This window comes from Priestia sp. 40 (genome assembly GCF_049368575.1).
Taxonomy (GTDB): domain Bacteria; phylum Bacillota; class Bacilli; order Bacillales; family Bacillaceae_H; genus Priestia; species Priestia zanthoxyli.
The window spans coordinates 151,414-176,018 of the sequence record NZ_JBMPZA010000026.1; the positions used below are offsets into that span (position 1 = coordinate 151,414).

Consider the following 24,605-nt stretch of genomic DNA (forward strand, 5'->3'; position numbering starts at 1 on the left):
GATCTTTTTGAAGGAGTGGTTAACGATGGCTTATATCTATTCCAAGGGCTGGTTTGTTCAACAGTTAAAAGCGGCCAATATCTCTAAAATCGATGGAAGAAAGCTAGAAAGTTACAAAACCTATATTCTTCGTAATTTATATGCTGAGCTTATAGAACAAGGTAAAATCAACTGCTAGAAAGATTTACACACATGAAACCTACGTTTGTCCCACCAAAAAAGCGAACCACTAATCAAAAGTCTTGATCAATGGTTCGTTTTACATTTCGTCTAAAATATTTTTGTCCCAGCTTCATTTTTTTACAGCGATTGATCAATAAAAGTTAATACGCGCTTTACATATTCTTTTTTGTATACATGGTAATTTTGAACATGTTCTGCTTTATCAGTTTTCCAGAAGTGAAAAGCATCCGAGTGCGTTTTAGCCATTTTTTCACTTTCAGTGTAAGGAATTTTTGTATCTCCTGTGCTGTGTATAAATAAAATTGGTCGAGGGTAAATATGCTCGACTGCTTTAATAGGACTAGCTTCAGCAGGATTTACATCTGCAATAACAGGAAGAATAGCAATGGTTAGCGGCGTAAACGGAAAGTTTGGTAAATGAGACCATACAGATAGATTTTCTTTTAAATAAGAGGTTAAATCACTAAAAGGACTATCGGCTACCACTGCTTTTACGTCGTCATCTTGAGAAGCTGCTAATAAAGAAGTGGCTGCTCCCATTGAAATGCCGTAGAGCACAATTGGCTCTTTTGTTGTTTCTTTCATTTTCTGAATAACGCCTAATAAATCGAGCTGTTCTTTTACACCAATCGTCGTTTGATTTCCTTCTGAGTCTCCTGAATCTCTAAAGTCAAACATGACTACTCGATATCCCGCTTTTACAAACTCTTTACTCAGCGGCAGAAAGCCAGCTCCTTGTGCTTCACGGTTATTTCCGTATCCATGTGACATAATAATGGTCGCTTTTGGCTGTTCCGTTGGTTTAATCATCCATCCTTTTAAATGGGTTATTCCGTCTTTGCTCAAAAATACTTGATTGCTATAGTGCATGCCGTAATCACCAGGATTTTTCACAGCAGGATTTTTATCTAGTTTTGTCAGGCTTATGCCTACATAAAGAGAAATTGCCGTACAAAGTACAAAACAAAGAATAACAAAGGATATTAGGCTGATCCATATTGTTTTTTTCTTTTTGCCTGTATTTGTCTGTCGATTTAGAACTGGAGTCAAGCTCGTTCCTCCTTTTTATCTAAGATCATCTTTCCTATTCTTATTGCTGCTTCCCTTTCTCCATTTTAAAGCTAGCCCATCTATTTTATGAATAAAATTCGTTTTATTTTCCACATATTTTTCTGGTTCAAAACGATAGCGCTGCGCTAGTTCTATTTTCAACGTTTCGTATTCTTTTGCTGCATCAGGGTGAGTACGCAGATAATCTCTAAACCATAGATGCCGATTAATTTCTGGGTGGCCTTTTTCATAAATATGAACATGATGCGTTCTTTCATTTCCGCCTTTTTGGAAGTATCGTCTTCCTTTTATGCCGTTTTCACCTTTCGCTTCGTAACCGAGCTGTTCCATCCTCTGATTATATGTATCTACTTTTTTTATATCTTTCACTTCAATAAGTAAATCAATAATCGGTTTTGCGCTTAAGCCGGGAACAGCAGTGCTTCCGATATGATGAACCTCTAAAACTTGAGCTGACATTGTAGTTGTTAAGGTGGCAGCTTCTTTTGTAAATTCCTTTTCCCATGCAATATTATAGGGTGTCAGCTGAATTTCTCTTACAGATTTCATCTTCAATTCCTCCTCTTGCAACGAAAAAACTGCTTATTATAGAATAGCCTATAATAAGCAGTTTTTCATCATTTAACATGTTATTAAGTTTTATCTAGTAAACGCCTGCTTCGCTAAATTAACAATCGTCATATCATCCATAGGAGGGTTATGAAGCCCGGCACGCACATCTCTATAATAACGCTGTAGCGGATTACTCCGCTGTAAGCTTCGCGCCCCGACAATGCGCATTGCTTTGTCGACGACCGTACAGGCACTATTAGTCACCACGTGTTTGACAGCTGCTAACTCTCCCGCTAATGTTGCTCGGTCGCTGTTCTCATCCCATTTACTTGCCACGCTGTACATAAAGTGACGCGCTTGCATAAGTTCAAGTTCCATTTCCCCTACTAAACGCTGCACATTTGGCAACTCGCTAATCGTTCCTTCAATACTATTAGGCGAATATTCTGTAGCAAATGCGACAGCATAATCTCTTGCTGCAATGGCTGTACCCATGTAGCAAGCTGGTATATGAAGCAGCCAGCCGCTTGGCTCATTCTTTTTAAAACCACCGAGGCGTTCAACAAGAAAGTCGTGTTTAATATCGACGTTTTCTAGCACAAGATCGTGACTTCCTGTCCCGCGCATTGCAATCATATCCCATGTTTCTTCTATTGAAAGTCCGCTTGTTTCACGAGGAATTAAAAACAAGCCGACCTCTTCTTCACCTTCAATGCTTGCTTTTACCAAAAAGTAATTTAACACTGGAGACATCGTGGTGAATGTTTTTCGGCCATTGATTCGCCAGCCTTCTTTTGTTTTTACGGCTGTCGTTTCCGGTTTTCCTCCTCGAGTAGGACTTCCTGTCTTCGGTTCAGTAGCGGCGGTGTTAATAAGTGCACCTTTTTCTATTTCTTTAAAAATAAAATCGAGCATTTGCTGATTCCAAGGCTGTTTTTCACGCAAGTCCATTGTAATCCCCATATGCCATCCAATACTAAGAGCTGTAGAAGCGTCTCCTTGAGCAATTAATTCTTGAAATAATAAAAAATCATAAAGGCGCAATTCATCTCCGCCATATTTGCTTTCGAGAGAAAGACGTGTATAGCCCGCTTCTTTTAACTCTTGAATATTTTCAAACGGAAACGTACCTTCTTCATCTATTTTAAAAGCTCGTTTCTTAAATTTTTCGACTAGAGGCAGCAATTTTTCATACGTAGACTTTTGATTTTTATTTACAAATGAAACACTCATTTGCTTCATCTCCTTTTTATATGACAGAGTGTCCCTATCGGATTAATATATAGTTCTTATCATAGCATACCTCACCTTTTCTGTGCATGTTTGGTGTGTTTATCTTTCTTGTTGAATCTATTCTTTTTCCAATTTAATGGTCTGTTTTACCTACACGTTCCATACATTTAATGGAATAAAAAGAAAGGAATGGTGTGAATGAATCAATGTCCAAAATGCGGAGCCAGTGCAAGCACAGACCAATTATTTTGAAATAACTGCGGCTTTTCTTTCACCGTGTCGCCAGCTGCAGCTAAGTATAAAAAGAGCTGGTATATTGGCGGGGGTATTGCGCTTATACTTCTTTTAACTTTTGTATTTTATTTCTTTTTCTCTGGCTCAGAAGAAAAGACGGCTGACCGCTTTATTGAGGCATTAGAATCGAAAGATACAGCTGTGTTAAGAGAGTTATTAGACTCTTCGCAGTCTACTATAGTTATTAATGACACATCTATTCAAGCTCTCTTAGATGCAACTTCCGATGGTTCTATTTTACGAGACGTTGAAAATGATTTAAAAAATAAATCGAGTATCTACTTTACAATAAAAGAACAGAAACATTCACTACTCTTCAAAAAACAATACGTGGTTGTGCCGTCATCATATTATATCTCCCTCACCACGCCAGAGGATGCAACGGTTACAGTCAATGATACAAAACAATCGATATCCAAGAATCAAACGCAAAAAATAGGGCCTTTTATGATTGGGAATTACCCGCTTACGGCTTCTTATGAAAGCTCTTACGGAAAACTTACAGACCAAACCACTGTAAATTTTCACCGGCAAAAAGAAGAAAATATATCTGTGGTATTTAAAGGGGCTTACGTTACAATCTCATCAAATAGAGATGACGCTATTTTATTCGTAAATGGAAAAAGCACGGGGCTGCAGGTGAATAGCTCATCACAAATAGGGCCTGTTGCCACGGATGGAAGCGTCACTGTTCATGCAGAAGTGCAAAAAGACGGCACAACGTTCAAAAGCAGTCCCTACACTATTCAAAGTGAGGAAAGTATTATGTTAAATATACAAACGCCACCCGTTGAAAAGGAAAAAACCGTCATAAAAGAACGAGAAGTGATCGTGCCTGGGCCGCGCTCTTATGCTACTTCAAGCCCTTATATTCTTCCTGGTTCGGATTCTTACAAATTAAGCTATAGTGATATTAGCAGCTTGAGCTCGAGTGAACTAAGGCTAGCTCGAAATGAAATCTATGCGCGGCATGGGTATGTATTTAAATCGAAAGATCTTCAAGCCTATTTTTATGAAAAGTCATGGTATACGCCTGATTCATCATTTAGAGATTCCTACCTATCAAGCGTTGAAAAATATAACGTTGATTTTATTAAATCATATGAGTAAGGTGGACTCCCCTTTTGCACAGGGGAGTTTTTTGATTGAAGCGAGTGCTTACTCCTACGCTTTTTACATACCATGATCCCTATACACGTTACTAAATTTCTTATAGCCTTCTTCATTCTTTTCACTGTAAAATATAAAGTAGATGTACATAAACTTACTACACGCATAAGGAGAGATGGAGAATGAATGGAATTGGACGACTTCCACAAAAGCTTAATGGACATTTGATTTTAGAAAATATTCAAGAAACCATGATCATTGCGGATAAAGACTATCGTGTGCAGTGGATGAATGCAAGAGCAATTGAAACACTTCAGCCAGTACTCCCAATCTACCAGTTATCTCATGTCGAAGAGTTAATTGGAAAGCATATGGACTTCTTTCATTCCAATTCTGAAGAAACGGAAAAATTACTCACCTCTCTTCATACAACCTACAGAACGCGTATAACGATTGGCAGTCAATACGTAGCAGAAGCTGTGACTCACCCCATTGATACAAAAGACGGCGAGCGTTATGGCTACTTACTTATGCTATTAGACTTTACAGATCAAGCCGAAGCAGAGCTTGAAAAAGAACGGTTAATTGAGGATTTGTCCACTCCTTTATTAAAGATATGGGACGAGGTTTTAGCTGTGCCCATTACCGGTAAGATGGATATAGAACGTGGAAAGAAGCTAACTGAAACGGTATTGGAGGCAGTTGTAAAAGAACAGGCGCGCTATTTGCTTATTGATTTATCTTCCCTTCATTCGTTAGATGAAGAACACGGTTATTATATTAACACGCTCCACGATGCTTTGCGTTTGATTGGTACCACTTGCCTTATTGTTGGTCTTTCTTCAAAAATGGCTCTCTCGCTTGTAGATTCTCAGTTTAATTGGCGGACATTTTCCACTGTCCAACAAAGCATCTCTTACATTTTAGAAAAAAAGAATTATCGTATTGCACCCATTTCATAAGCCCATCATATCATTAAGTAATCCTCTCTCAATCGCTTTTTCCTGCAATCGGAAAAGGCGATTTTAGTTATGAGGAATTGTGAACGTTTAGGCACTTATCATCATAGGATACATTAATCAACCATAGAAAAGGGTGAGAGCATATGCCAAGTGTTATTAACATTTATAATTTAAAAATCAACAGTATCTCAAGCAACGGTTCTGTCAACATTGGCGAAGCACTCCACAACAGTCACACGGCCCATTCAAAATCCACTGGTACGAACTCTTCTTATGGCGATGTCTCACCTGCTTCCTCGAAAATGCGAAACATTTATATCGATCCTGATACAAATGACCAAACAGATATTGCAAACGTTGATCATGTCAATGGTTATCAGCAGTGATATAGGGCAATGCTTGTCAACAGCATGACGACAAACGGTGAATACATTCTCTCTAAACGTAATAGGCCGTTGGAGTAGAATGAATAAAAACAGTAAGGAGTCTCTTTATGCCTCTTCAAATTAACGTTTTTAATATCGTAACAAACGGTGTCACGCAAAACGCAAATATTGATTTTGGTTCCACCATTCAAAACAGTCACACGGCGAACTCAAAATTTAACGGCGCGAATTTTTCTCTAGGTAACTTCTCTCCTACTTGCTCTCAAATGAATACAGGCGTGTTAGATCCTGATGTAAGCGATCAAGATCAAATAGCAAACCCTTCAGCTCCAATTGGAAATCAAATTTAGCTTTAACAATTTTGTCGTTTTACTTGGCACATTACAAGGAGGTGTGTAAATATGTTTCCATTTGGAAAGTCTCCTTTTAAAGGAATGATGGAAAATATCCCAAAAGGAATGGCATCTAAAGACATGAATAAATATATTCAGCAAATGATTTCTTCTACGATGTCCCATTCTTTTCCGGATTTTATGCAAGGAAATGAATTCTTTAAGCAAGCCCAAGACATGATGAAAGAACAGCAGGATGTGGGAAATGAAGGTCATGGACAACAGTTAAGAAGATTTGATTCAAACGTTATCAATACATTAGATGAATGCATTGTGCAGTTAAAAATTCCTAACCGCGATATTGTATCAAGCATTAAAGTCTATCATACTCCATATCTGTGTACGATTGAAGGAATAGATGGAGAAGAATCCTTCAAAGAAGAAATTCAGCTTCCTTGTTCGGTTCGTAAAAAAGGTACACGCGCCGTATATCGTTCCGGAGTGTTGGAAATCCGGATGCCTAAACATGTTAATATTCCTATGTCTCAAATAGACGTCCACGATTTAGATTAAAGTGGACGTTTTTTTCTGTTTTCATGCATACATATAAAATAGAAAGCTGCAAAAGGCCTTGTTTTATTTCTTTTAAAGAAGGTGACAAATATGAATCACGGAAAGTTTAAAAAGTGGGCAGAAACGTTACAAGAAGAAAACCATACAAAATTTTGGGAAAAGATTTTTGATGATGATCATGAAGAAAAGAATGATACGGAAGCAGATGCTTCTCCTCAAATTGTAAATGAGTATCGAGATTATCCTTTAATTGATGTATACGAATGGGCAAATCAGCTGTTAGTTGTGATTGAAATACCCGGTGCTAAACGAACAGACGTCGAATTGACCATGCACGAAAATACTTTACACATATCCGGTTCATCTCTTTTAACCGTGAAGGATGCAAATGTTCTTCACAAAGAAAGACGTGAAGGAACGTTTCAGCGATCAATTATCCTTCCGCCTGCTGTAGGGGAGGCGCCGTGTCACGCATCATTTAAAGATGGTCTTTTGCATGTGAAATTTGATTTGTAATTTATTGTGCAGAACTATACGTAGCATGAAAGGCAGGGAATTTCATGTTTTCTAAGTGGTTTAAACAATCGCCTAAAATTGAAACAGTCCGTAAAATAAATCCGTCTTCCCTTCCAACTCACAAAAAAGTAAGTGCCATAGATCAACGTTCTAATCAAAAGCGGAAAGAATTACCCGAAAAGATGAAAGCTAAAAAACAGTCTAATCTAAAAAAACCCCCTCAACAGCCAAAGCAGTTGCCTAGCCAAATGGAGCCTAAGACCTCTGCAGAAGCTGAATTCACAAAACCTGCTCTTTCGTCAGATTCAACGCTGAACCTGCAGGGAATTATTGATCAAGTGACGCGTTTAACCGACGCGATCCCTAAAATAGAAGAGCTTCATCAGCAATTAAATGAATCAGCTCACCTTATTCAATCACTGTCTCAACTGCACGAGCAAACAGCTCATTTACTATCGGCTATGCAGTCAGCTCCTAATTTCGAAGCTATTCAAAATCAGCTCTCTGCGTTAAAGGAAGAATCGTCCAATACAGCCTTATATGAGATGATGAAAACTCTTGACAAAAAGATTGATGAAGTAACTCAGCCAAAGCAGTCCATTGTTGTTGAAAAAATCATGGTCGAAAAAGTATTATTAGACAAAATTGATCTTAGTAATAATTTCGGCCAGCTAGGCATTAAAGATTTGACCGGTCACTTAAACATCGGTACCACTTACAGCGCTGACTCTGATCAAGTAGATGAAGAAGTCAAAGACTTGTTTTCTGTTAAGCTAAAAGAAAAAAAGATTGATGAACATACAACTGAGACAACGATGAGTTCAGGAGGTGAAACAGAAAAACCTGATGATCACTCCGAAGAATAAAAAATGACCGCTACTGCTTATTTAAAGCAATTGTCGGTCATTTTTGTTTCCATAAATAGTTTTAATTCTTTCTGAAGGCGTTCCATTAAGAACTCTGAAATTTCTTCTTGATTTTCTTCTTTATGATGAGATGATGCTATAACAATACGTCCTGTTTTTCCTAAGAAAGCCCGGTACTCAATTACCTTCATCGCAGCATGAAGTAAGTTCGCGTCCGAAAGCTGTGCATTTGTTAGTAGAACAATATTTACTTCGTTTTCTTTTTGTCCATATGTCAGCACAGCCAGCCATGAGTAACCTTTATCGTCTTTTAAGTGAACTTCATGACTAGATAAAGACGAAGATTTCCACGCCGCGTTAGCACTGCTTTGCTGTTGAACAATTTCTTGACACCAGTCTAGACCCGTTTCGTTTGAACCAAGCGAAAGAGTTCTCAGAGGACGCACAAATGATAAAGACAACAGGCCGGGTTCCTTTTGTAACTGGTACAATTCATGGAAGTCCGTTTCGGGATATTGATGCGGCGGCACAAAAGCAACTTGCCGCTTGTTCACAGCAGGATGGTGAAATACATGCAAATCAACGCCATATACTCTTTTTAACGTAGCTGCATCATGAAAAATGGCATCCATCCCCGTTTCTTCTACTTTTCCATCTTTCAATAACACGGCATCATCTGCAAACAGCGAGGCGATGTTGAGATCATGCAAAATAGCCAGGACCGTTAAGCTCATTTCCTGCTGTAAAGTTTTTAACAGCTGAAGCAGTTCCATCGTATGTTTCACATCTAAGTGATTTGTTGGTTCATCAAGAAGTAAGTAGTCAGGTTCTTGCGCCAGTGCTTTAGCAAGTAAAACCCGCTGTTTTTCTCCACCGCTCAGCGATTGAAAGGTATGATTTCGATAGTGCCAGACGTTTGTTAATTTCATCACGCTTTCTACCACTTCTTCATCCTGTGCTGATACAGTGCTAAACAAACCTTTCGCCTGATAAGGATAACGTCCCAGTGAAACAATTTCTTGAACCGTAAATTCTAATCCAATTTGATTTTCTTGCGTCATGACTGCAACTTTTTGCGCCAGTTGTTTTGGTGAATAAGCCTTCACTGACTTCCCTTCTACCTTCACTTCTCCTGATTGAGTGGTTAATACATTCATAATTAAGCGAATAAGCGTTGTTTTTCCGCTTCCATTTGGTCCTAGTAAAGCAACAAAAGAACCTTTGTCTACGGTGAACGTGATGTCACGAACGGTCGGTTTCTGTTTATCGTATCCTCCCGTCACATTATATAGTTCAATCATGATATTCCTCTTTTCCGCATACGTTCTTTTACAAGCAGCAGCGTAAAAATTGGCGAACCAATTAAGGCGGTTACGACTCCAATCGGCAGTTCACGAGGTTCTAATATCGTTCGTGCCAATAAATCGGCTAAAACCAAATAACTTCCTCCGATTAAAATAGAAAGCGGTAGTACATGCTTATGGTTAGCTCCCGCTACGAGACGCACTACGTGGGGGATAACTAAGCCAACAAATCCAATTGCCCCAGATACTGATACCGCAGCCCCTGTTAATACGGATGCTCCTATTAAAATCATTCTTTTTTTCTTCTTTACGTCTATTCCCATAAACTGAGCGGATTGATCGCCAAATGCTAAACCGTTCAGCTCTTTTACATGTAACAGCAGCATAATCGTACCGGCTAAAAAGAACGGCCCTAAAATTTGAATATGCGACCATCCTCTCATTGATACGCTTCCCATTAGCCAATATAAAACCTGCCTTACATCTTCTTCAGGAGACAGAGCCACAATTAATGAAATAAGCGCGCTCATAAAGGATGATAAAATAATCCCCGCTAAGATGATGGTTTCATTGGCCAAATTGCCGCTTGCGAGCTTTGTAATACCAAAAACTAAAAGAAGAGTAATAAATCCAGATACAATACCGACTACAGGCAGCGTGAAGATAGATAAACCAAAAATACTCCAATGAAAATAAATTGCCATGACAGAGCCAAGGGTCGCACCTGAGGAAACTCCGATCGTGTAAGGATCGGCAAGAGAGTTTCTTAATAGCCCTTGAAAGGCAGCCCCTGCTATTGAAAGCGACGCTCCTACTAAAAATGCCACCAGTACTCTTGGAAATCGAATTTGCCATATGATTAAATCCATGTTCTCTGGACCATGGTATAAGGATAGTCCGGTAAGGTGACCAATAATAATTTTAATTGTATCTCCTACGGTTAACGAAACTGTACCAATAAATACGCCCATAATCACCGAAACACATACAATAAATAAACTAACTATGTATAAGATAGATGCTTTGTTTAAAAAAATACGTTTAAAAATCAATACTTTCAGCTCCTCTAGGAAACGAGGCATGATGTTTTACATTACATTAACCATTCATTTTCCTGTCCATAAACCATGTTTCCACCCTATATAGAGTGGGAAACAATTATCTTTTATTTGTTGCGAGTGCTAGACTGTTGAACTAGGCAACGTAGCACAGCGTACTAAAGTTCTCGGTAAAAAAACAAGCGAAAGCCTCTACAAGCTATACTTTTTGTGCTTGCTCCGGGCTTTTATAGTTGTCTATTAAATGATACAGCTTTTCCATATCTACAGCTTCTCTCACATATGCTGCTGCTTTTGAAAAAGACTCCTCTTTTTGCAGACGGCTGTTGAATGTATCCGTAATAGGTGGCAATTTTTTATGTTTGCGAATTTGATTAAGCAAAGCTCTGCGCAAAGCATCGTTATGAAACACATCATGAACATACGTGCCAATGATGTTTTCTTTAACCGTTCCTTCTTTTTGATCATCTACCACCGCAAAGGCTTCCGTCATGCTTTTAGAAACCGTCTTTCCCATATGAATTTCATAGCCTTCAATCGAAACCTTCTCACTCTCTAACTGAACATATCCAGAAACTCTTTCTGTTTTTTTGCTGGTTGTCATAACGGTTTCCACTGGAAGCAAACCCAGCCCTTTAATAGATTCAATCCGGGACTCTACTGCATCGGGGTCCGTAATCGTCTCGCCTAACATTTGATATCCCCCGCAGATGCCAATAACGTGAGCGTTCGTTGCGTTCAAGACTTGATTAATGGCTAGAGCCAGCCCGCTTTCTTGTAAAAACTGCGCATCTTCAATCGTATTTTTGCTTCCTGGTAAAACAATTAAATCAGGCGTACCTAGTTGTGATGGCTTGGTTACAAGCCTCACATGACAGTCTTCTTCTAAGCTTAAAGGATCGATGTCTGTAAAATTTGAGATGCGTGGGTACGAAATAACCGCAATATCAATTTCTTTTAACGGATTCACAAGGGTTGAGTAATTTCTGAGGGATAATGAATCTTCTGCGTCAATTTCCACGTCGTGCATATAAGGAATAACGCCTAGGACCGGAACGCCCGTGTATTCTTCAAACCACTTTAGCCCCGGTTTTAACAGTTCTAAATCTCCTCGGAATTTATTGATTAACACCCCGACAACTCTGGGCTTGTGCTCAGCTGGAAGCAATTGAAGAGTTCCTACTAGGCTCGCAAAAACTCCACCTTTATCAATATCTCCTACTAACACAACAGGCGCTTGGGCTATCTTTGCTACGCGCATATTTACCAGTTCCCGATCGTTCAAATTGACTTCAGCAGGACTTCCAGCACCTTCAATCACAATTCGATCATAATGACTGGCAAGCTCTTTATAAGACTCAGTGATAACGTTCAAACCTTCATTAAAAAATTCTTGCCGATACTGAAAAGCAAACATATTACGAAGCGGCTTTCCATGAACGACAATTTGAGATTCATGATCACGAGTTGGTTTAATTAAAATAGGGTTCATATTAGTTGTTGCTTCTACTCCAGCAGCTTCTGCTTGAATTCCCTGCGCTCTGCCAATTTCTTTTCCATCCATTGTAATGTATGAATTGAGCGCCATGTTTTGCGATTTAAACGGTGCAGTTTGATAGCCGTCTTCTTTAAAAATACGGCAAAATGCTGTAGCAATCATGCTTTTTCCAGCGTCTGAGTGCGTTCCTTGAATCATAAGAGGTTTTCCTTTTTTCACTTTATCCACTCCCTACCACATAAAAAAACCTTAACTGTAAAAGTCAAGGTTTGGTCATGCGCTCATTAACACATTGTCTTGACTTATTTCTCCCACCGAAAAATAAGGGGTTTTTAAAAGCAGGTCTCCTGGCTTATGCTTCATTTTACTTCTGCACCCTTCCTAGTTTGACTAGTGGGTCTTTGCAGGTTCATCCACATTTACAGTAGCGGGGGCTGCACCGGATTCTCACCGATTTCCCTATTATCCTCCTTAGAGGCACTTTTAAAATCATTTATTCTTTATTGTAACGAATTTTATAACCATTCACAATAACGATTTTCTTCTATTATTATATATTACTGTGTTTATACTTATTTGGGTCTCGTATGCTATAATAACAATTATTTTCCAAACATCTTATGAAATAGCTAGGAAGGTGCTCACAGTTGAAGAAAAAAATGATTTATACCTTTATTGGTTCGCTTGTTCTTTATATAGTAATTATATCTTTTTGTATGTATCAAACTGCCCACAAGTCTGTTCCACAAAACGCAGATTATGTCCTCGTTTTAGGTTCTAAAGTAGATGGTGATCAAATGTCTCCTAGTTTAAAAGAGCGAGCAAAAACAGCTTTATCTTATTTAAAGACTCATAAACAAACAAAAGTTATCGTAACGGGTGGAAAAGGATCTGATGAAGAAATTTCTGAAGCAGAGGCAGCCTACCGTTTTCTACGAAAAGCAGGAATTAAAAAGAATCGCATTATAAAAGAAGATCAGTCAACTTCTACTTTTGAGAATTTTATTTTCACCAAAAAGAAAGTTGATATTCAAGATAAACGAGTCGTGCTTGTTAGCAGTGATTTTCATCTGTTTCGCGCTTCTATTATTGCCAAGCGCCAAGGTTTTGATGTTTATCCTTTAGGCGCAAAGACACCAAATTCAATTAAACTTCAAGCCTACTTTCGTGAGTATGCTGCTATATTAAAAACATGGCTGTTTGATAAATAAATAGAGTACACGCCTATACAAACGAAAAACACGGCATGAATTCATGCCGTGTTTTTTATTAATCATCTGTATCGATAACTGCTTTTGGTAAACCTGTGTATTTCGCCCAGTAGAAAATACCGAGTGAAACAAGAGCAATTAAAATTAAGTCAAGTGGGTTGCTTAGCACACCTTGTCCTCCGCCAAATGAACCTAGATAAGAGATAACAAGCATAATAATATAATAAGCAACTAGCCACCAAGCAGATTTAAGCTGCTGTGCAAATTTCACAACGTCAGTTGGTACGTATTTCTTAAACGCTACGTAGATAACAACCATTAGAAGCTGTGATCCTAGCAGCCAAGAAATTGTTGTCCATCCTGACCAGTATACGATGTATGAACAGAAGATAAATGAAACAGGAGCAATAATGCTCATGCCTTTTAATTTGAAAGGTTTTTTAAGATCTTTTGCATTTACTCTGAATGCTGCAGCTGAAATTGGTGCGATAGCATAAGACAGAATAAGTGCTACTGAACATACGTTTACTAGCGCTTCCCAAGAAGGAAATGGCAGTGTCCAGAATACGGACATTCCAAATGATAGCCATAGTGACGCACGTGGAATTCCTGTTTTCTTATCTACTTTTGAGAAACGTTTAAATAGTGTTCCATTACGAGACCAAGCATAAACTAGACGAGAAGTTGTATTCATAAAGATGTTTCCGTTACCGCCTGGTGATAAAATAGCATCAAAAATAACAAGCGTTACTAACCAGCCAAGGCCTAAAATAAGTGCAATATCTTTAAATGGTAAAGAGAATTGCTCTTGAATTGTTCCCCATCCTCCTGATAGCATATCAGCCGGGATGTTACCGATGAACAATACTTGCAGTGCTGTGTAAATAATCGCTGAAAGTACAATACAGATAATTAGCGCGATTGGAATATTACGCTGCGGATTTTTAACTTCACTGGCTACCGAAACAATAGGGTGAAGTCCTAAGTAAGCAAACATAACGCCACCTGTTGAAATGGCTGCTTGAATACCATTAAAACCAAACGGAGCAAAATCGCCAGTTGTAAAGTTAGCTGATTTGAAGTGATAAGCTAACACGACGATAATTGTAAGAGGAACCGCATATTTAAACACAGATATAATGACATTTGACTTAGCAAATGCTTTTACACTTACGTAGTTAATAATGAAAAATAGTGTTAATAACGCGAACTGGAATAGCCATCCAATCGTTGTAGGCGATTCAGAACCATGTTTAGTTAGACCAGGAATCCATACAGCAACATACTGACGTACAGCTGTTACCTCAATGGCAATTAAACTTGTATAAGCAATAATGGTAATGAATGAAATTAAGTAACCTACTAAATGACCATGTGAATAAACCGGATAACGGATAATTCCACCGGTACGCGGCAGCGCTGCTCCAAGTTCAGCATACACTAAGCCGATAAGTAAAATAATGACTCCGCCAATCAGCCACGAAAAACTTCCGGCTGGACCAGCCTTTGACGCCACGTTACTAACCGCAAATAACCAGGCGGAACCAAAAATAGCTCCCATCCCAATTAACGTTAGGTCAAGTAACGATATTGATTTTTTAAATTTTCCTTGATTTCCTTGATCAGACATAAAATCCTCCTTTAAAATTCCCACTCCACATATCTACGCCCTTGCGTCCGATATGGGATTCTTTACATCATCCTCCTCTTACTAAGACCTCACAAGTGGATATGTTAACAAATATTCTCTAAAAAACCAAGTTAAAAACTTTATTTTTTTACAAAACATCATTGAATTGCTTATGTATAGCGCATTAATTCCACCGAAGATTTGAGGACTACCCCTCCTATTTAACCGCATTTTTCTTAGATTAAACATAAAAGAATATTCAAACTATTTATTTTAAAAAAGGGTCTGAGACATAACGAAATCAACCGCTAGAAGCAGCTACATACGCAAAACCTACGCTTGCCATACCAATAAAAAAACCCGAACGATGAATCGTTCGGATCTTGCTTCAAATAAAATAATTTTGTCCATGCCTTTTTTTGCTTATTTAAATACTTTTACACGTTCAGTTAGCGGTTGAAATTCTTTTTCTCCCGCAGGTGACACAGGATTACCAAATGGCATTTGAGCAATTAATTTCCATGAGCTTGGAATATTCCAAGTTGCTTTTACTTCATCGTCAATCAATGGATTGTAATGTTGTAAAGTTGCTCCTAGGCCTTCTAGCTCAAGTGCTGTCCAGATCACATGCTGCAGCATGCCTGATGATTGGTTAGACCAAACCGGGAAGTTTTCGCTATAAGATGCGAACTGCTTTTGCAATCCTTCAATTACTTCTTGATCTTCAAAGAAAAGAACTGTTCCATAGCCGCTTCCGAATAAGTTCATTTTTTGATCCGTATCTGAAAAATTTTCAGCTGGAACAATTTTACGAAGCGTTTCTCTCGTAATATCCCATACTTTATCATGCTGTTCACCAAATAAAACAACTACACGTGCGCTTTGAGAATTAAATGATGAAGGAGTATGTTTTACCGAAAAATTAATAATTTCTTCAATTTTTTCTTCTGATATTTTTACATTTTTATCAATTGCATAAATAGAACGTCGGTTTTTAATTGCTTCATAAAAATCTTTTCCAACCTGTTGTTGATCACTTGATTTATCAAATAATTTATCTAAAAAACCCATTTTCAACACTCCTAATTGTTTGTTTTTTTAAGCTTAAATTGCATGTTTATACCCTTCCCCCTGATAAAAGGAGATAAACAAGATATAATGAATTCTTATATCTCTAATTCGAGATATTAAACTAAAAAAATATTAATTGAAATTTAATTACTTTATGTAACTTACTTTACAATGATTATTATTATCTGTCAACAGAAAAATTATTATTTCTTCTGTTGATTATCAAAAGAGGTTGAGACATAACGAAATGAATCCAATCTAAAATGAACAAATGGGATATATGAGCTGAACCGCTTTTTCCGCCGGAGTCTTCGTCGTGCCCTTCAATCAACTGCTAGAAGGAACGAAACAGGTGAAACCTACGTTTACCGTAACAAAAAAATGAACCACTAATCAAAAATTTGATCAATGGTTCATTTTTTCACTTCGTCTAAAATACTTTTGTCTTAGCCTTTTTTTTATAGATGCTTAATGTTCATAAATCATCTTTCGCGTCATTCCCCCGTCTACTACGAGGTTAGCTCCTGTGACAAAATCATTTTCAACGTTTGTTAAGTACATACACGCTCTTGAGATATCGGCTGGCGTCCCCACCCGATTAGACGGATGCTGCGTATGATCGATTTCACGAAGGCCATCGTAATCAGATGTCTCAATCCATCCTGGAGAAATAGCATTTACTGTGATGCTGTCATCACCAAGTGAAATGGCAAGTGCATGAGTTAAAGCAACGATTCCTCCTTTTGTAGCCGCATAGGCTTCTGTATGAGGTTCAGACATTGTAGCTCTCGTAGAAGCTAAGTTTACAATGGAGCCTCCGCTTTCGTTTTTTCTCATCACCTTAGCTGCTTCGCGAGAGCATAGAAACACGCTGCGCAAGTTCGTATTGATAATGTCATCCCATTCATCAATGGTTAGCTCATACGGTGATTTCCAGCGGGAAACGCCTGCATTATTAATCAAAATATGTATCGTTCCATACGTACTGACCGTTTTCTCAACGAGATTTAAAATGTCGTCTTCTTTTCGGACGTCTGTTTTCACAAAAATGGCTTCTCCGCCTTGTCTTTGAATAGCTTCTGCGTGACGCTCTCCTTCGGTTTCGTCCACATCTGCCAATACCACTTTTGCTCCTTGTTTCGCGTATGCGCGGGATACATCTTTACCTATTCCGTTCGCAGCTCCAGTAACAACAACAACTAAATCTTTAAACGACATATCATCTCCTCCTTATACGCTTTATTCACTTTTTTCTTCGTCTTTAAACAAGTGATCCGTGACGAAAAGAGCAAACGTTTCAGCCGTTAACTTGCATCCAGAAGCTTTTGGGTGACCTCCTCCTCCAAGGTGCCCAACAATTTCTGCTAAGTTGATTTCGTCTTTTACTGCACGGAACCCAATCTTTTGCCGTCCCATGTCCACCATAACGGAAAAGTCGATATCTTCGTTTTCTAGACACAGTGCATTTCCTAACTCAGACTGATATGTATCTGCAAATACAATCCCTGCGTTGTACGCTGTTTTATCAATTTCAACACTTTCTTTTATGATTTGTTTTTGTTTGTCATAAATATATTTTTCAATCTTTTTTTCTTCTGCTTCTAGTAAAATTTCGTGTTTGTCCGTAAACGTAAATTCTTGATTTTCAGAATGATAAGATTCACGAAGCGTTTCTAGAATGGTTTCTTTAAATTCCTCATGCGGGATTAGATAATATAGGTGATTAAGGCGCTTTGCTTTCAAGTTATTTTCATGGAACCAGTCCCACGTATCAAATAAACGCACAAGTTCTACGTACTCATCAAGCAACACCGTTTTTTGGAGCATGTTGTGGCGCACTAAGTAGTCATAGAAAAGAGATGTAGCTGCGGTCTTTTTACCGTTTTCATCTTCTGCAATAACATGAACCCAATCGTATTTCTCAGCTAGTGGAAGAGCAGAGATATGATGGTCAATAAGAGTGATTTGCTGGCCTTTTTTTACCAGTTCATTTAATTTTTCTGCTACTTCCTCATTTACGCTAATATCCGTTATGTATAAAGCTGTGTCTCCATCGTTTTCTTCTTCAATAAAATGCGTCACTGTATCATTGATGCGGCCAATGCTTACCGTGCTGTAATCAAAGTTGTCGTCGCCAAACGCTAACCGACCCAATAGTGCTGGACTTACCCCGTCTAAATCGTTATGTGAAATTAATTTTATTTTTGTCATTAATCAAAACTCCTTTATTTTCAGTCGCCTTAGTATATGTACCGGCTTGTATATTATAGCAATTTCAGCATAAAAATGCTGTCATTTACTTTGAAGAGAAGGAATATATTCGCAATAAACAAAAGCGAAGTAAACGTTTAGACTTAGACTTGCCTGTATCAAAAGAGAGTGAGACATATAACTACATCGATTCAATCAACGGCTAGAAGCAACTACACACATGAAAAACCTACGCTCACCCATACCAATGAAAAAATCCGAACGAATGTGATTCTTCATCAAGAATCTCGATTCATCGTTCGGATTTTCTTTTAAATAACCTACTTTTGTTCTAGCCTCTTTCCGCCTACTCTAAATTGCTATGCTGCTTAAACGCTTGTTCATGATCGGTGTGATTCAAATTCCCGTATTCTAAGCAAATGGTATCAAATACAACGTGAGCACATTGATCAAATAACGAGCCAAGTGGCTGAATGGAAGCTGCTTCATTTTCGCTTCGATATTTAGTTGCAGCGGGAATGTGCAGCAGCTCATCGGTATGAGCAGTTAACGGTGATTCTGTACTAGCTGAAATGCCTATAACTGAACATCCTACTTCTTTAGCTTTTTTCGCTACACTCACCACCTGCTGTGTTTTTCCTGAACCAGATACGGCCACCAACACGTCACCTGCTGCAATCGAAGGAGTAATGGTTTCCCCTACAACATATACTGTCGCACCTAAATGCATCAGTCTCATTGCAAATGATTTGCCCATTAGCCCAGAGCGGCCTTCGCCTATAACAAAAATTCGTTTCGCTTGGTAAAGTGAAAACGCTACTTCTTCTATTTGCGGTTCTTTTATGTGATTCATCACGGCCGTAATTTCGTCTAAAATTGTTTGTGTTTTTGTCATTATACGTTCCCCCTGCTCATAAATAAGTCTTGAAATTCAGCAGATGCCTTTGCCACATCCGCATTTTTTGTAATCGCTGATCCAATAATCGCGACGTCCGCTTTCATTTGAAGTAATGATGCTGCTGAGGTTGGATTAATTCCTCCTGCTACTGCTATTTGGGCATCTGAATGAAAATACTGCCGCAAATTTATTTGACTCAGCGATTTCCCTTCTTTTTCTTGCTCGTCTTTGCTGATATGATGGCAAAAAATAGCGTTTCTATAAGTACCTACTTGTTTTTGAGAGCTGCTTGACGTGTTTAATAAATCCACCATCATTTTTTTATTCCATTTTTCGCTGACATTTGCGCAAGTCTCTATCGTAGGTAAAGGTGATACGCCCATGACTGTTGCTATATCTGCTCCTGCTTGATAGCACATGGTAAATTCATACTCTGCGTTATCAATCGTTTTGATATCTGCTACAATCGTCTTGTGCGGAAATGCCTGTTTGATTTTATAAATACTTTCAACTCCATACTCTTTTATAAGAGATGTACCTACTTCAATCCAATCAACAGAGGGTTCTGCCAGCTTGGCAAGGATAATAGCTTCTTCAATTGTGACGCGATCTAATGCTAATTGTATCTTCATATTTTTTCTCCTCACTTTATACTAAACCGGTTTAGTAACAACGTAAAAAAAACCAATATTTTGATGAGCTAAAAAGAGCACGCCATAGGCGCTCTTTTTAGCTTAATGCGACAAAGTTGTTTCTCGAATAATTAATTTACACTCATACTGGTACTCTTCATAAGCTATCTTTTCTTTCAAAATTTGTTTAATAAGTAAATCTGCTGCTTTTGTTCCCATATCAAAAGCGGGCTGCGAAATCGTCGTAACGGCAGGCGTTGCTACATCTGCGTAAGGAATATTATCGTAAACAATTAAAGATAAATCATTTGGGATATTAAAGCCTTTTTGTTTAATAAACTTCTGTACTTCAATGAACACTAAATCGTTTCCAGCTAGCAGCGCTGTCGGCGGACTGTCGGCTGAAAATAGCTTCTCAAGCGCTTTTTGCATGTCCGCTTTTTTACAGTTAATAACCATCGATTCATTTACAGGCATATTGGCTGATGTTAACGCTTCTTTGTATCCTTCTACACGTTCGATCCGAGGTGTAATAGTTAATGGTTCTGTAATGATTGCTATATGCTTATGTCCAAGCTTGAGAAGATGCAAAATAGCCTGTTTTGTGGCTTCTTGGTTGTTTGCCACTACGGACGGAATTTTTCCTTTTACATCCTGAATTTTACGGTCCATAATAACAACGGGATATTCTTCTTTAATCATCTGTTCATAAAGAGAAGTATTCGCACCCGTTGGAAATAAAATAAGACCATCTACTTGCTTTGCTTTTAACATATTAATATATTTCTTTTCTTTATCAGGGTCATCATCTGCGTTACAGATGATGGCATGTATATCTTGTGAATGGCAGTAATCCTCAATTGCACGAATGACTTCCGTAGAGAATCTGTGCATAATATTCGCCACAATAATACCAATCATCGACGTTCGCTTTTGTTTTAAGCTTCGTGCTAGATAGTTGGGCTGATAGCCCAGTGTATCAATCGCTTCTTTAATTTTCTTTCGCGTTTCTTCGCCCATATATTCGTATCGCTTGTTAATGTATTGTGATACGGTGCTTTTGGAGACATTTGCTGCTTTTGCAACGTCCAGCATAGTAACTTTTTGCATCATGATCCGTCCTTTTCATTCAATCCCTAAAATTATGCTACTCCTAGTGTAAACGAAAAAAACGAAAAAGGAAAAGCCTTCTTGCTAGTAGAAGGCTTTATTTATTAAGCGTACGCAAGCCTAGCTTCTTGAATTTCATGAGTAAAACGTTTCGCTTCCCTTGTTACTTGAAGTAAGTATTCAGGAGTTGGAAGCTGCTTGCCATCTACTAATGTGCTTCCTGCTCCAATAGCAGCCGCTCCAGCTTTAATATAAGCGCCCGCATTTTCAGCCGTAACGCCGCCTGTTGGCATTAATGGAATGTGAGGAAGCGGTCCTGCTATATTTTTAAAATAGGCGGGACCTACTACGCTTGCCGGGAAGACTTTAATCATATCTGCGCCGCATTCATATGCTGTTAAAATTTCAGTAGGTGTAAAAGCGCCCGGGACGCTAATGACCCCGTACCTTTTAGCTGTTTTAATTGTTCGTTCATTCACCGTAGGAGAAAAAATAAATGACGCTCCTGCCATAATAGCAATTCGTGCTGTTTCTTCGTCTAGAACAGTTCCTGCTCCAATAAACATCGAGTCGTCAAATTCATTTTTTAACTCTTTAATAACCTCTACGGCAGCAGGGTTTTCCATTGTGATTTCTAGGTTTGTTACTCCGCCTTCTTTTAACGCGTAGGCAAGCGGAATAATTCGCTCAGCACTTGCTCCTCGAATGACCGCTACAATACCGCTACTTGTAATTTTCTCAATATGCATCTCAATTCTCCTTTTCTATCGTTACATTAAGCCGTTGTTTCAACTGGCTTCACACTCTGAACTTCTCTTGGCTTTTTCGTTGCGACAATGGTTAAAACTGCCGCAAGGAATAATGATCCAGCCATAAAGATATAGGAAGCGCCAAATCCTCCTGTTGATCCATTTAAAAATCCTACAATATAAGAACCGGCAAATGAACCAAGTGCGCCCATGCTATTAATTAAAGCCATCGCTCCTCCGGCAACATTACGCGGTAAAATTTCAGGTATAATCGCAAAGAACGGTCCGTACGGAGCATACATCGTTCCTCCGGCAATAACGAGTAAAGTAAAAGAAAGCCAGAAGTTGCTTGTGCCAACTAAATAAGATCCGTAAAAGGCAAGAGCTCCTACTAATAAGAACGGCCATACAAATGCGCTTCGTTTTAAAAACTTATCTGACAGATATGAAACCGTTAACATTAATACGACTGCTAATACGTAAGGAACGGATGCTAACCAACCGGTCTTTACTATACTCATGTTAGGCGCTGCTTTAATAATAGACGGCAGCCACATAACAAATCCGTAGACGCCAATACTCCATAGAGCATATTGAATGCTTAATAAAATAACGGTACGATTTTTGAAAGCTTCTTTATAGCCTTTAACAGGTTTGATTCCTTCTTGTTCTTTTTGCAGCGCATCGTGTAAATCTGCTTTTTCTTTTTTTGACAGCCAGCCTGCATCTTTTGGCTCATCGTTTACTAGTTTCCACCATAAAAACGCCCAAATAACAGCTGGAAAACCTTCTAAAATAAACATCCATCTCCAGCCAAACGATTCTAGCAAATACCCAGAAACAATCGACATCCAAAGAACGGTTGCCGGGTTTCCTAAAATTAAAAACGTGTTGGCTCTAGAACGTTCTGCTTTTGTAAACCAGTGGCTTAAAAACACGAGCATAGCAGGCATAACGGCACTTTCGACTACTCCTAAAGCAAATCGAATAACAAACAAAAATCCAACGTGGCTTACCATACCCGTAGCTGTAGCAAGTGCTCCCCATAAAATCAGAGACCAAAAAATCAGCTTTTTGGCACTTTTATTTTCAGCGTAGTGAGCGCCTGGAATTTGGAAAAAGAAATAACCTAAGAAAAAGAGCGATCCTAATAAAGACGAAATACCTGGCGTAATATGAAGATCTTCTGCCAGCCCTGCCGCTGCTCCAAACCCATAGTTTGCACGGTCTAAATAAGCAAGGCTATACGTAATAAATACGATAGGAATTAACCGAAGCCATCTTTTTTTTGCTAGCTGCTGTTTCATTATCACTTCACTCCTTGTTTTTGGGATTCCATATATCTTTGCAACTGCTGTTCAGTTGGATATCCGTCGTTATCTCCAGGGCTTTGTACAGCTAATGACCCAATGGCATTTGCTCTCCTTACAGATTGAGTAAGAGAATCATTTTGAAGAAGGCCGCTTAACAGTCCTACTGCAAAACCGTCTCCTGCTCCGACTGTATCCACTATTTGTTTCACTTTTATTCCTTCAACCATTCCTTGCTCTTTAGCCGTCTTAAAAAAGGCTCCTTGTTCACCTAGTTTAATAACGACAAGCTCTACTCCTGCATCTAAATAGTAAGAAGCAATGTCTTCTGGATTTTCGTAGCCGGTTAAGATTTTTCCTTCTTCAATGCCCGGCAGAACGTAGTTTGCTTGTTTAGCAGCTTCATTGATTGTAATAACCATTTCTTCTTTTGATGTCCAAAGAGTGGGTCGCAGATTCGGATCAAAGGAAACCGTTCTTCCAGCTGCTTTCATCGATGTAAGCGCATGTAGAGCAAAATCTCGCATACTTGCTGACACAGCAAGCGGTATTCCTGTCATATGCATATGTTTTGCTGCTAAAAAATAGTTTCGGTTAAAATCGCATGGGTGCAAGTGACTGGCTGCTGAATTTTTTCGGAAATAACAAACTTCGGGATCTCCCACTTCCACTTTTGATTTAATTTGAAAGCCTGTTGCATGTTCGCTATCTACTAGTACACAATCGGTGTTGACTGACTCCTCTTGTAGCCGTTTCATAATAAACGTACCGAAAGGATCGTTGCCGACTTTGCTCACCCAGCCTGCGCGCAGACCGAGACGAGCGAGACCAATTGCTACATTTGTTTCTGCTCCGGCCAGCTCCTTCGTATAATGCTTAATCTCATGCAGCGGTCCTGGCTGTTCTGCCATGAACATCGCCATTGCTTCTCCGAAGGTAATAACGTCTAATGAATTCATTGAACTTCCTCCTGTTCTGCTGCTTGCACCAATGAAATGAAGCCGGCGATTTGTTCCGGTTCATCGATTGGAAACTCTAAAGCTTTAAAAACCGAATGAGAAAACCCTTTCAAAATATCTTTCCACATTTCATTTGAATCGATTGATATAGCGGTTGTCACTAGCTTTCCACTGCTTTTTATTACGTGTTTAATATGAATATAGCCCACAAATGACCTTAGCTTTTTGATGGCTTCTTCGGGTCGTTCTTGTACATAAAGCCAATTACCAATATCAAACGTCATGGAAACAGGAACTTCGTAAGCGTTATCAAAAAATGCGTGCAGAGATGCTATATTGCCTCCGTAACTGGTTTGATCGTTTTCTACAAATAGACGTAAAGCTGGAAATGCCTCTAATAATTGCTGTAAATCTGCCATAGACGATTGGGGATGATAAAAACCAAGAGAAACTTTTACCCACTGAGCGCCAAGTGATACGGCTTCTTCAAGAATAGCTTTTAATTCTTGTTTGTTTAACTCTCCATTTTCTTTCCACAGTTCAATTGGAGCCGAATATACTGTAAAAAGCGGGTATTTTTTTAATTCTTCAGCAATAAGCTCAATTTCTTGATCTACTTTTTTCATTAACTCTCTTCGAATTTCCACTCCATGTACTTGCTGCTCATGTATTTTCCTAATCATGGTGTGCTGAAAGCCTGTTGTTTCAAATGCATTTAACGGGATAATGATACGATTCATAAATCGACCTACCTTTCTTATTGTACTAACTAACCACTTACTAAACCGGTTTAGTAAATCGATTTATCTAAATTATAAGACTATTGAAAGCGCTTTTCAAGCTTTTTTTATAAATTGTAAAAAAAAGAAACAACACAGCTTTATGC

General features: G+C 38.6%; 27 protein-coding genes and 1 riboswitch. Of the genes, 9 read left to right on the forward strand and 18 right to left on the reverse strand.

Going from position 1 to position 24,605, the window contains the following annotated elements; translation table 11 throughout:
* The first annotated feature begins 25 nt into the window (after positions 1–25).
* On the forward strand, positions 26–178 hold the full coding sequence (locus ACO1DI_RS26960) for a YflJ family protein (RefSeq protein WP_014459520.1): 153 nt from the start codon (positions 26–28) through the stop codon (positions 176–178).
* 122 nt (positions 179–300) lie between these two features.
* Here the strand turns inward: ACO1DI_RS26960 and ACO1DI_RS26965 are convergent, their stop codons facing one another.
* The 3 genes from ACO1DI_RS26965 to ACO1DI_RS26975 all read right to left on the reverse strand — a co-directional run bounded on the left by ACO1DI_RS26965 (position 301) and on the right by ACO1DI_RS26975 (position 3,039).
* Positions 301–1,233, reverse strand: a complete 933-nt coding sequence (locus ACO1DI_RS26965; protein ID WP_014459519.1) for an alpha/beta hydrolase — start codon at positions 1,231–1,233, stop codon at positions 301–303.
* 15 nt (positions 1,234–1,248) lie between these two features.
* The gene (locus ACO1DI_RS26970) at positions 1,249–1,803 is read right to left on the reverse strand and encodes a GrpB family protein (protein ID WP_042992064.1); all 555 of its coding nucleotides are present in this window, start codon (positions 1,801–1,803) and stop codon (positions 1,249–1,251) included.
* Between the two features lie 90 nt (positions 1,804–1,893).
* On the reverse strand, positions 1,894–3,039 hold the full coding sequence (locus ACO1DI_RS26975; RefSeq protein ID WP_014459517.1) for an acyl-CoA dehydrogenase family protein: 1,146 nt from the start codon (positions 3,037–3,039) through the stop codon (positions 1,894–1,896).
* Between the two features lie 276 nt (positions 3,040–3,315).
* Here ACO1DI_RS26975 and ACO1DI_RS26980 point away from each other — a divergent pair, with 276 nt between their 5' ends.
* The 7 genes from ACO1DI_RS26980 to ACO1DI_RS27010 all read left to right on the forward strand — a co-directional run bounded on the left by ACO1DI_RS26980 (position 3,316) and on the right by ACO1DI_RS27010 (position 8,078).
* A complete protein-coding gene (locus tag ACO1DI_RS26980; RefSeq protein ID WP_423145765.1) occupies positions 3,316–4,443 on the forward strand; it encodes a TcaA 3rd/4th domain-containing protein in 1,128 nt (375 codons plus the stop codon).
* Positions 4,444–4,625: 182 nt separating this feature from the next.
* The gene (locus tag ACO1DI_RS26985; protein ID WP_014459515.1) at positions 4,626–5,405 is read left to right on the forward strand and encodes an STAS domain-containing protein; all 780 of its coding nucleotides are present in this window, start codon (positions 4,626–4,628) and stop codon (positions 5,403–5,405) included.
* 143 nt (positions 5,406–5,548) lie between these two features.
* Positions 5,549–5,791 carry a spore germination protein gene (locus ACO1DI_RS26990; RefSeq protein ID WP_013057625.1) on the forward strand — a complete coding sequence of 81 codons (243 nt, stop codon included), beginning with the start codon at positions 5,549–5,551 and terminating at the stop codon, positions 5,789–5,791.
* 107 nt (positions 5,792–5,898) lie between these two features.
* Positions 5,899–6,141: a spore germination protein gene (locus ACO1DI_RS26995; protein WP_013057626.1), complete on the forward strand. Its 243-nt coding sequence runs from the start codon at positions 5,899–5,901 to the stop codon at positions 6,139–6,141.
* Positions 6,142–6,192: 51 nt separating this feature from the next.
* On the forward strand, positions 6,193–6,696 hold the full coding sequence (locus ACO1DI_RS27000) for an Hsp20/alpha crystallin family protein (protein WP_014459514.1): 504 nt from the start codon (positions 6,193–6,195) through the stop codon (positions 6,694–6,696).
* Between the two features lie 90 nt (positions 6,697–6,786).
* Entirely contained in the window at positions 6,787–7,212 is a 426-nt protein-coding gene (locus ACO1DI_RS27005) for an Hsp20/alpha crystallin family protein (protein WP_025751247.1), read from the forward strand.
* A 44-nt stretch (positions 7,213–7,256) separates the two neighbouring features.
* Positions 7,257–8,078, forward strand: coding sequence for a hypothetical protein (locus ACO1DI_RS27010; RefSeq protein WP_115654244.1), 822 nt, complete (start codon positions 7,257–7,259; stop codon positions 8,076–8,078).
* Between the two features lie 17 nt (positions 8,079–8,095).
* On the opposite strand, the gene ACO1DI_RS27015 is transcribed toward ACO1DI_RS27010, so the two are convergent.
* The 3 genes from ACO1DI_RS27015 to ACO1DI_RS27025 all read right to left on the reverse strand — a co-directional run bounded on the left by ACO1DI_RS27015 (position 8,096) and on the right by ACO1DI_RS27025 (position 12,166).
* Complete coding sequence (locus ACO1DI_RS27015) at positions 8,096–9,379, reverse strand: ABC transporter ATP-binding protein (protein WP_226555315.1); 1,284 nt, start codon at positions 9,377–9,379, stop codon at positions 8,096–8,098.
* On the reverse strand, positions 9,376–10,434 hold the full coding sequence (locus ACO1DI_RS27020; RefSeq protein ID WP_115654245.1) for a FecCD family ABC transporter permease: 1,059 nt from the start codon (positions 10,432–10,434) through the stop codon (positions 9,376–9,378). The genes ACO1DI_RS27015 and ACO1DI_RS27020 overlap by 4 nt, the downstream gene beginning before the upstream one ends.
* A gap of 205 nt (positions 10,435–10,639) precedes the next feature.
* Positions 10,640–12,166, reverse strand: a complete 1,527-nt coding sequence (locus tag ACO1DI_RS27025) for a cobyric acid synthase (protein WP_014459509.1) — start codon at positions 12,164–12,166, stop codon at positions 10,640–10,642.
* Between the two features lie 92 nt (positions 12,167–12,258).
* Positions 12,259–12,438, reverse strand: a riboswitch (cobalamin riboswitch).
* Between the two features lie 147 nt (positions 12,439–12,585).
* Between ACO1DI_RS27025 and ACO1DI_RS27030 the strand changes: the two genes are divergently transcribed.
* Positions 12,586–13,149: a YdcF family protein gene (locus ACO1DI_RS27030; RefSeq protein ID WP_140451427.1), complete on the forward strand. Its 564-nt coding sequence runs from the start codon at positions 12,586–12,588 to the stop codon at positions 13,147–13,149.
* Positions 13,150–13,207: 58 nt separating this feature from the next.
* On the opposite strand, the gene ACO1DI_RS27035 is transcribed toward ACO1DI_RS27030, so the two are convergent.
* The 12 genes from ACO1DI_RS27035 to ACO1DI_RS27090 form a co-directional block, all read right to left on the reverse strand.
* Positions 13,208–14,779, reverse strand: coding sequence for an APC family permease (locus tag ACO1DI_RS27035; RefSeq protein ID WP_014459507.1), 1,572 nt, complete (start codon positions 14,777–14,779; stop codon positions 13,208–13,210).
* A 423-nt stretch (positions 14,780–15,202) separates the two neighbouring features.
* Positions 15,203–15,850 (reverse strand): nitroreductase family protein, encoded by a 648-nt coding sequence (locus ACO1DI_RS27040; RefSeq protein WP_099000308.1) that lies wholly within the window; start codon positions 15,848–15,850, stop codon positions 15,203–15,205.
* Between the two features lie 181 nt (positions 15,851–16,031).
* Positions 16,032–16,181: a hypothetical protein gene (locus tag ACO1DI_RS27045; RefSeq protein ID WP_157774334.1), complete on the reverse strand. Its 150-nt coding sequence runs from the start codon at positions 16,179–16,181 to the stop codon at positions 16,032–16,034.
* Between the two features lie 137 nt (positions 16,182–16,318).
* A complete protein-coding gene (locus ACO1DI_RS27050; RefSeq protein WP_115654246.1) occupies positions 16,319–17,068 on the reverse strand; it encodes a glucose 1-dehydrogenase in 750 nt (249 codons plus the stop codon).
* A gap of 21 nt (positions 17,069–17,089) precedes the next feature.
* The gene (locus tag ACO1DI_RS27055; RefSeq protein WP_014459504.1) at positions 17,090–18,061 is read right to left on the reverse strand and encodes a DHH family phosphoesterase; all 972 of its coding nucleotides are present in this window, start codon (positions 18,059–18,061) and stop codon (positions 17,090–17,092) included.
* A 346-nt stretch (positions 18,062–18,407) separates the two neighbouring features.
* Entirely contained in the window at positions 18,408–18,956 is a 549-nt protein-coding gene (gene hxlB, locus ACO1DI_RS27060; protein ID WP_028412834.1) for a 6-phospho-3-hexuloisomerase, read from the reverse strand.
* Positions 18,956–19,591 carry a 3-hexulose-6-phosphate synthase gene (gene hxlA / locus ACO1DI_RS27065; protein ID WP_042992061.1) on the reverse strand — a complete coding sequence of 212 codons (636 nt, stop codon included), beginning with the start codon at positions 19,589–19,591 and terminating at the stop codon, positions 18,956–18,958. The genes hxlB and hxlA overlap by 1 nt, the downstream gene beginning before the upstream one ends.
* 102 nt (positions 19,592–19,693) lie before the next feature.
* Complete coding sequence (locus tag ACO1DI_RS27070) at positions 19,694–20,704, reverse strand: LacI family DNA-binding transcriptional regulator (protein WP_423145766.1); 1,011 nt, start codon at positions 20,702–20,704, stop codon at positions 19,694–19,696.
* A gap of 101 nt (positions 20,705–20,805) precedes the next feature.
* Positions 20,806–21,450 (reverse strand): bifunctional 4-hydroxy-2-oxoglutarate aldolase/2-dehydro-3-deoxy-phosphogluconate aldolase, encoded by a 645-nt coding sequence (locus tag ACO1DI_RS27075; RefSeq protein WP_014459503.1) that lies wholly within the window; start codon positions 21,448–21,450, stop codon positions 20,806–20,808.
* A gap of 26 nt (positions 21,451–21,476) precedes the next feature.
* Positions 21,477–22,757: an MFS transporter gene (locus ACO1DI_RS27080; RefSeq protein WP_013083743.1), complete on the reverse strand. Its 1,281-nt coding sequence runs from the start codon at positions 22,755–22,757 to the stop codon at positions 21,477–21,479.
* Between the two features lie 2 nt (positions 22,758–22,759).
* On the reverse strand, positions 22,760–23,719 hold the full coding sequence (locus ACO1DI_RS27085; RefSeq protein ID WP_042992058.1) for a sugar kinase: 960 nt from the start codon (positions 23,717–23,719) through the stop codon (positions 22,760–22,762).
* Entirely contained in the window at positions 23,716–24,459 is a 744-nt protein-coding gene (locus tag ACO1DI_RS27090) for a sugar phosphate isomerase/epimerase family protein (RefSeq protein ID WP_014459502.1), read from the reverse strand. The genes ACO1DI_RS27085 and ACO1DI_RS27090 overlap by 4 nt, the downstream gene beginning before the upstream one ends.
* Between the last annotated feature and the right edge of the window lie 146 nt (positions 24,460–24,605).

Coding starts and splice junctions, on each gene's coding strand:
- ACO1DI_RS27040 (WP_099000308.1), bottom strand. CDS start 15,850: ATGGGTTTTTTAGATAAATTATTTGATAAATCAAGTGATCAACAACAG.
- ACO1DI_RS26970 (WP_042992064.1), bottom strand. CDS start 1,803: ATGAAATCTGTAAGAGAAATTCAGCTGACACCCTATAATATTGCATGG.
- ACO1DI_RS27000 (WP_014459514.1), top strand. CDS start 6,193: ATGTTTCCATTTGGAAAGTCTCCTTTTAAAGGAATGATGGAAAATATC.
- ACO1DI_RS26985 (WP_014459515.1), top strand. CDS start 4,626: ATGAATGGAATTGGACGACTTCCACAAAAGCTTAATGGACATTTGATT.
- ACO1DI_RS27005 (WP_025751247.1), top strand. CDS start 6,787: ATGAATCACGGAAAGTTTAAAAAGTGGGCAGAAACGTTACAAGAAGAA.
- ACO1DI_RS27050 (WP_115654246.1), bottom strand. CDS start 17,068: ATGTCGTTTAAAGATTTAGTTGTTGTTGTTACTGGAGCTGCGAACGGA.
- ACO1DI_RS26995 (WP_013057626.1), top strand. CDS start 5,899: ATGCCTCTTCAAATTAACGTTTTTAATATCGTAACAAACGGTGTCACG.
- ACO1DI_RS26960 (WP_014459520.1), top strand. CDS start 26: ATGGCTTATATCTATTCCAAGGGCTGGTTTGTTCAACAGTTAAAAGCG.
- hxlA (WP_042992061.1), bottom strand. CDS start 19,591: ATGAAGATACAATTAGCATTAGATCGCGTCACAATTGAAGAAGCTATT.
- ACO1DI_RS26990 (WP_013057625.1), top strand. CDS start 5,549: ATGCCAAGTGTTATTAACATTTATAATTTAAAAATCAACAGTATCTCA.
- ACO1DI_RS27055 (WP_014459504.1), bottom strand. CDS start 18,061: ATGACAAAAATAAAATTAATTTCACATAACGATTTAGACGGGGTAAGT.
- ACO1DI_RS27035 (WP_014459507.1), bottom strand. CDS start 14,779: ATGTCTGATCAAGGAAATCAAGGAAAATTTAAAAAATCAATATCGTTA.
- ACO1DI_RS27075 (WP_014459503.1), bottom strand. CDS start 21,450: ATGCATATTGAGAAAATTACAAGTAGCGGTATTGTAGCGGTCATTCGA.
- ACO1DI_RS27085 (WP_042992058.1), bottom strand. CDS start 23,719: ATGAATTCATTAGACGTTATTACCTTCGGAGAAGCAATGGCGATGTTC.
- hxlB (WP_028412834.1), bottom strand. CDS start 18,956: ATGACAAAAACACAAACAATTTTAGACGAAATTACGGCCGTGATGAAT.
- ACO1DI_RS26975 (WP_014459517.1), bottom strand. CDS start 3,039: ATGAGTGTTTCATTTGTAAATAAAAATCAAAAGTCTACGTATGAAAAA.
- ACO1DI_RS27080 (WP_013083743.1), bottom strand. CDS start 22,757: ATGAAACAGCAGCTAGCAAAAAAAAGATGGCTTCGGTTAATTCCTATC.
- ACO1DI_RS27090 (WP_014459502.1), bottom strand. CDS start 24,459: ATGAATCGTATCATTATCCCGTTAAATGCATTTGAAACAACAGGCTTT.
- ACO1DI_RS27070 (WP_423145766.1), bottom strand. CDS start 20,704: ATGATGCAAAAAGTTACTATGCTGGACGTTGCAAAAGCAGCAAATGTC.
- ACO1DI_RS27010 (WP_115654244.1), top strand. CDS start 7,257: ATGTTTTCTAAGTGGTTTAAACAATCGCCTAAAATTGAAACAGTCCGT.
- ACO1DI_RS27015 (WP_226555315.1), bottom strand. CDS start 9,379: ATGATTGAACTATATAATGTGACGGGAGGATACGATAAACAGAAACCG.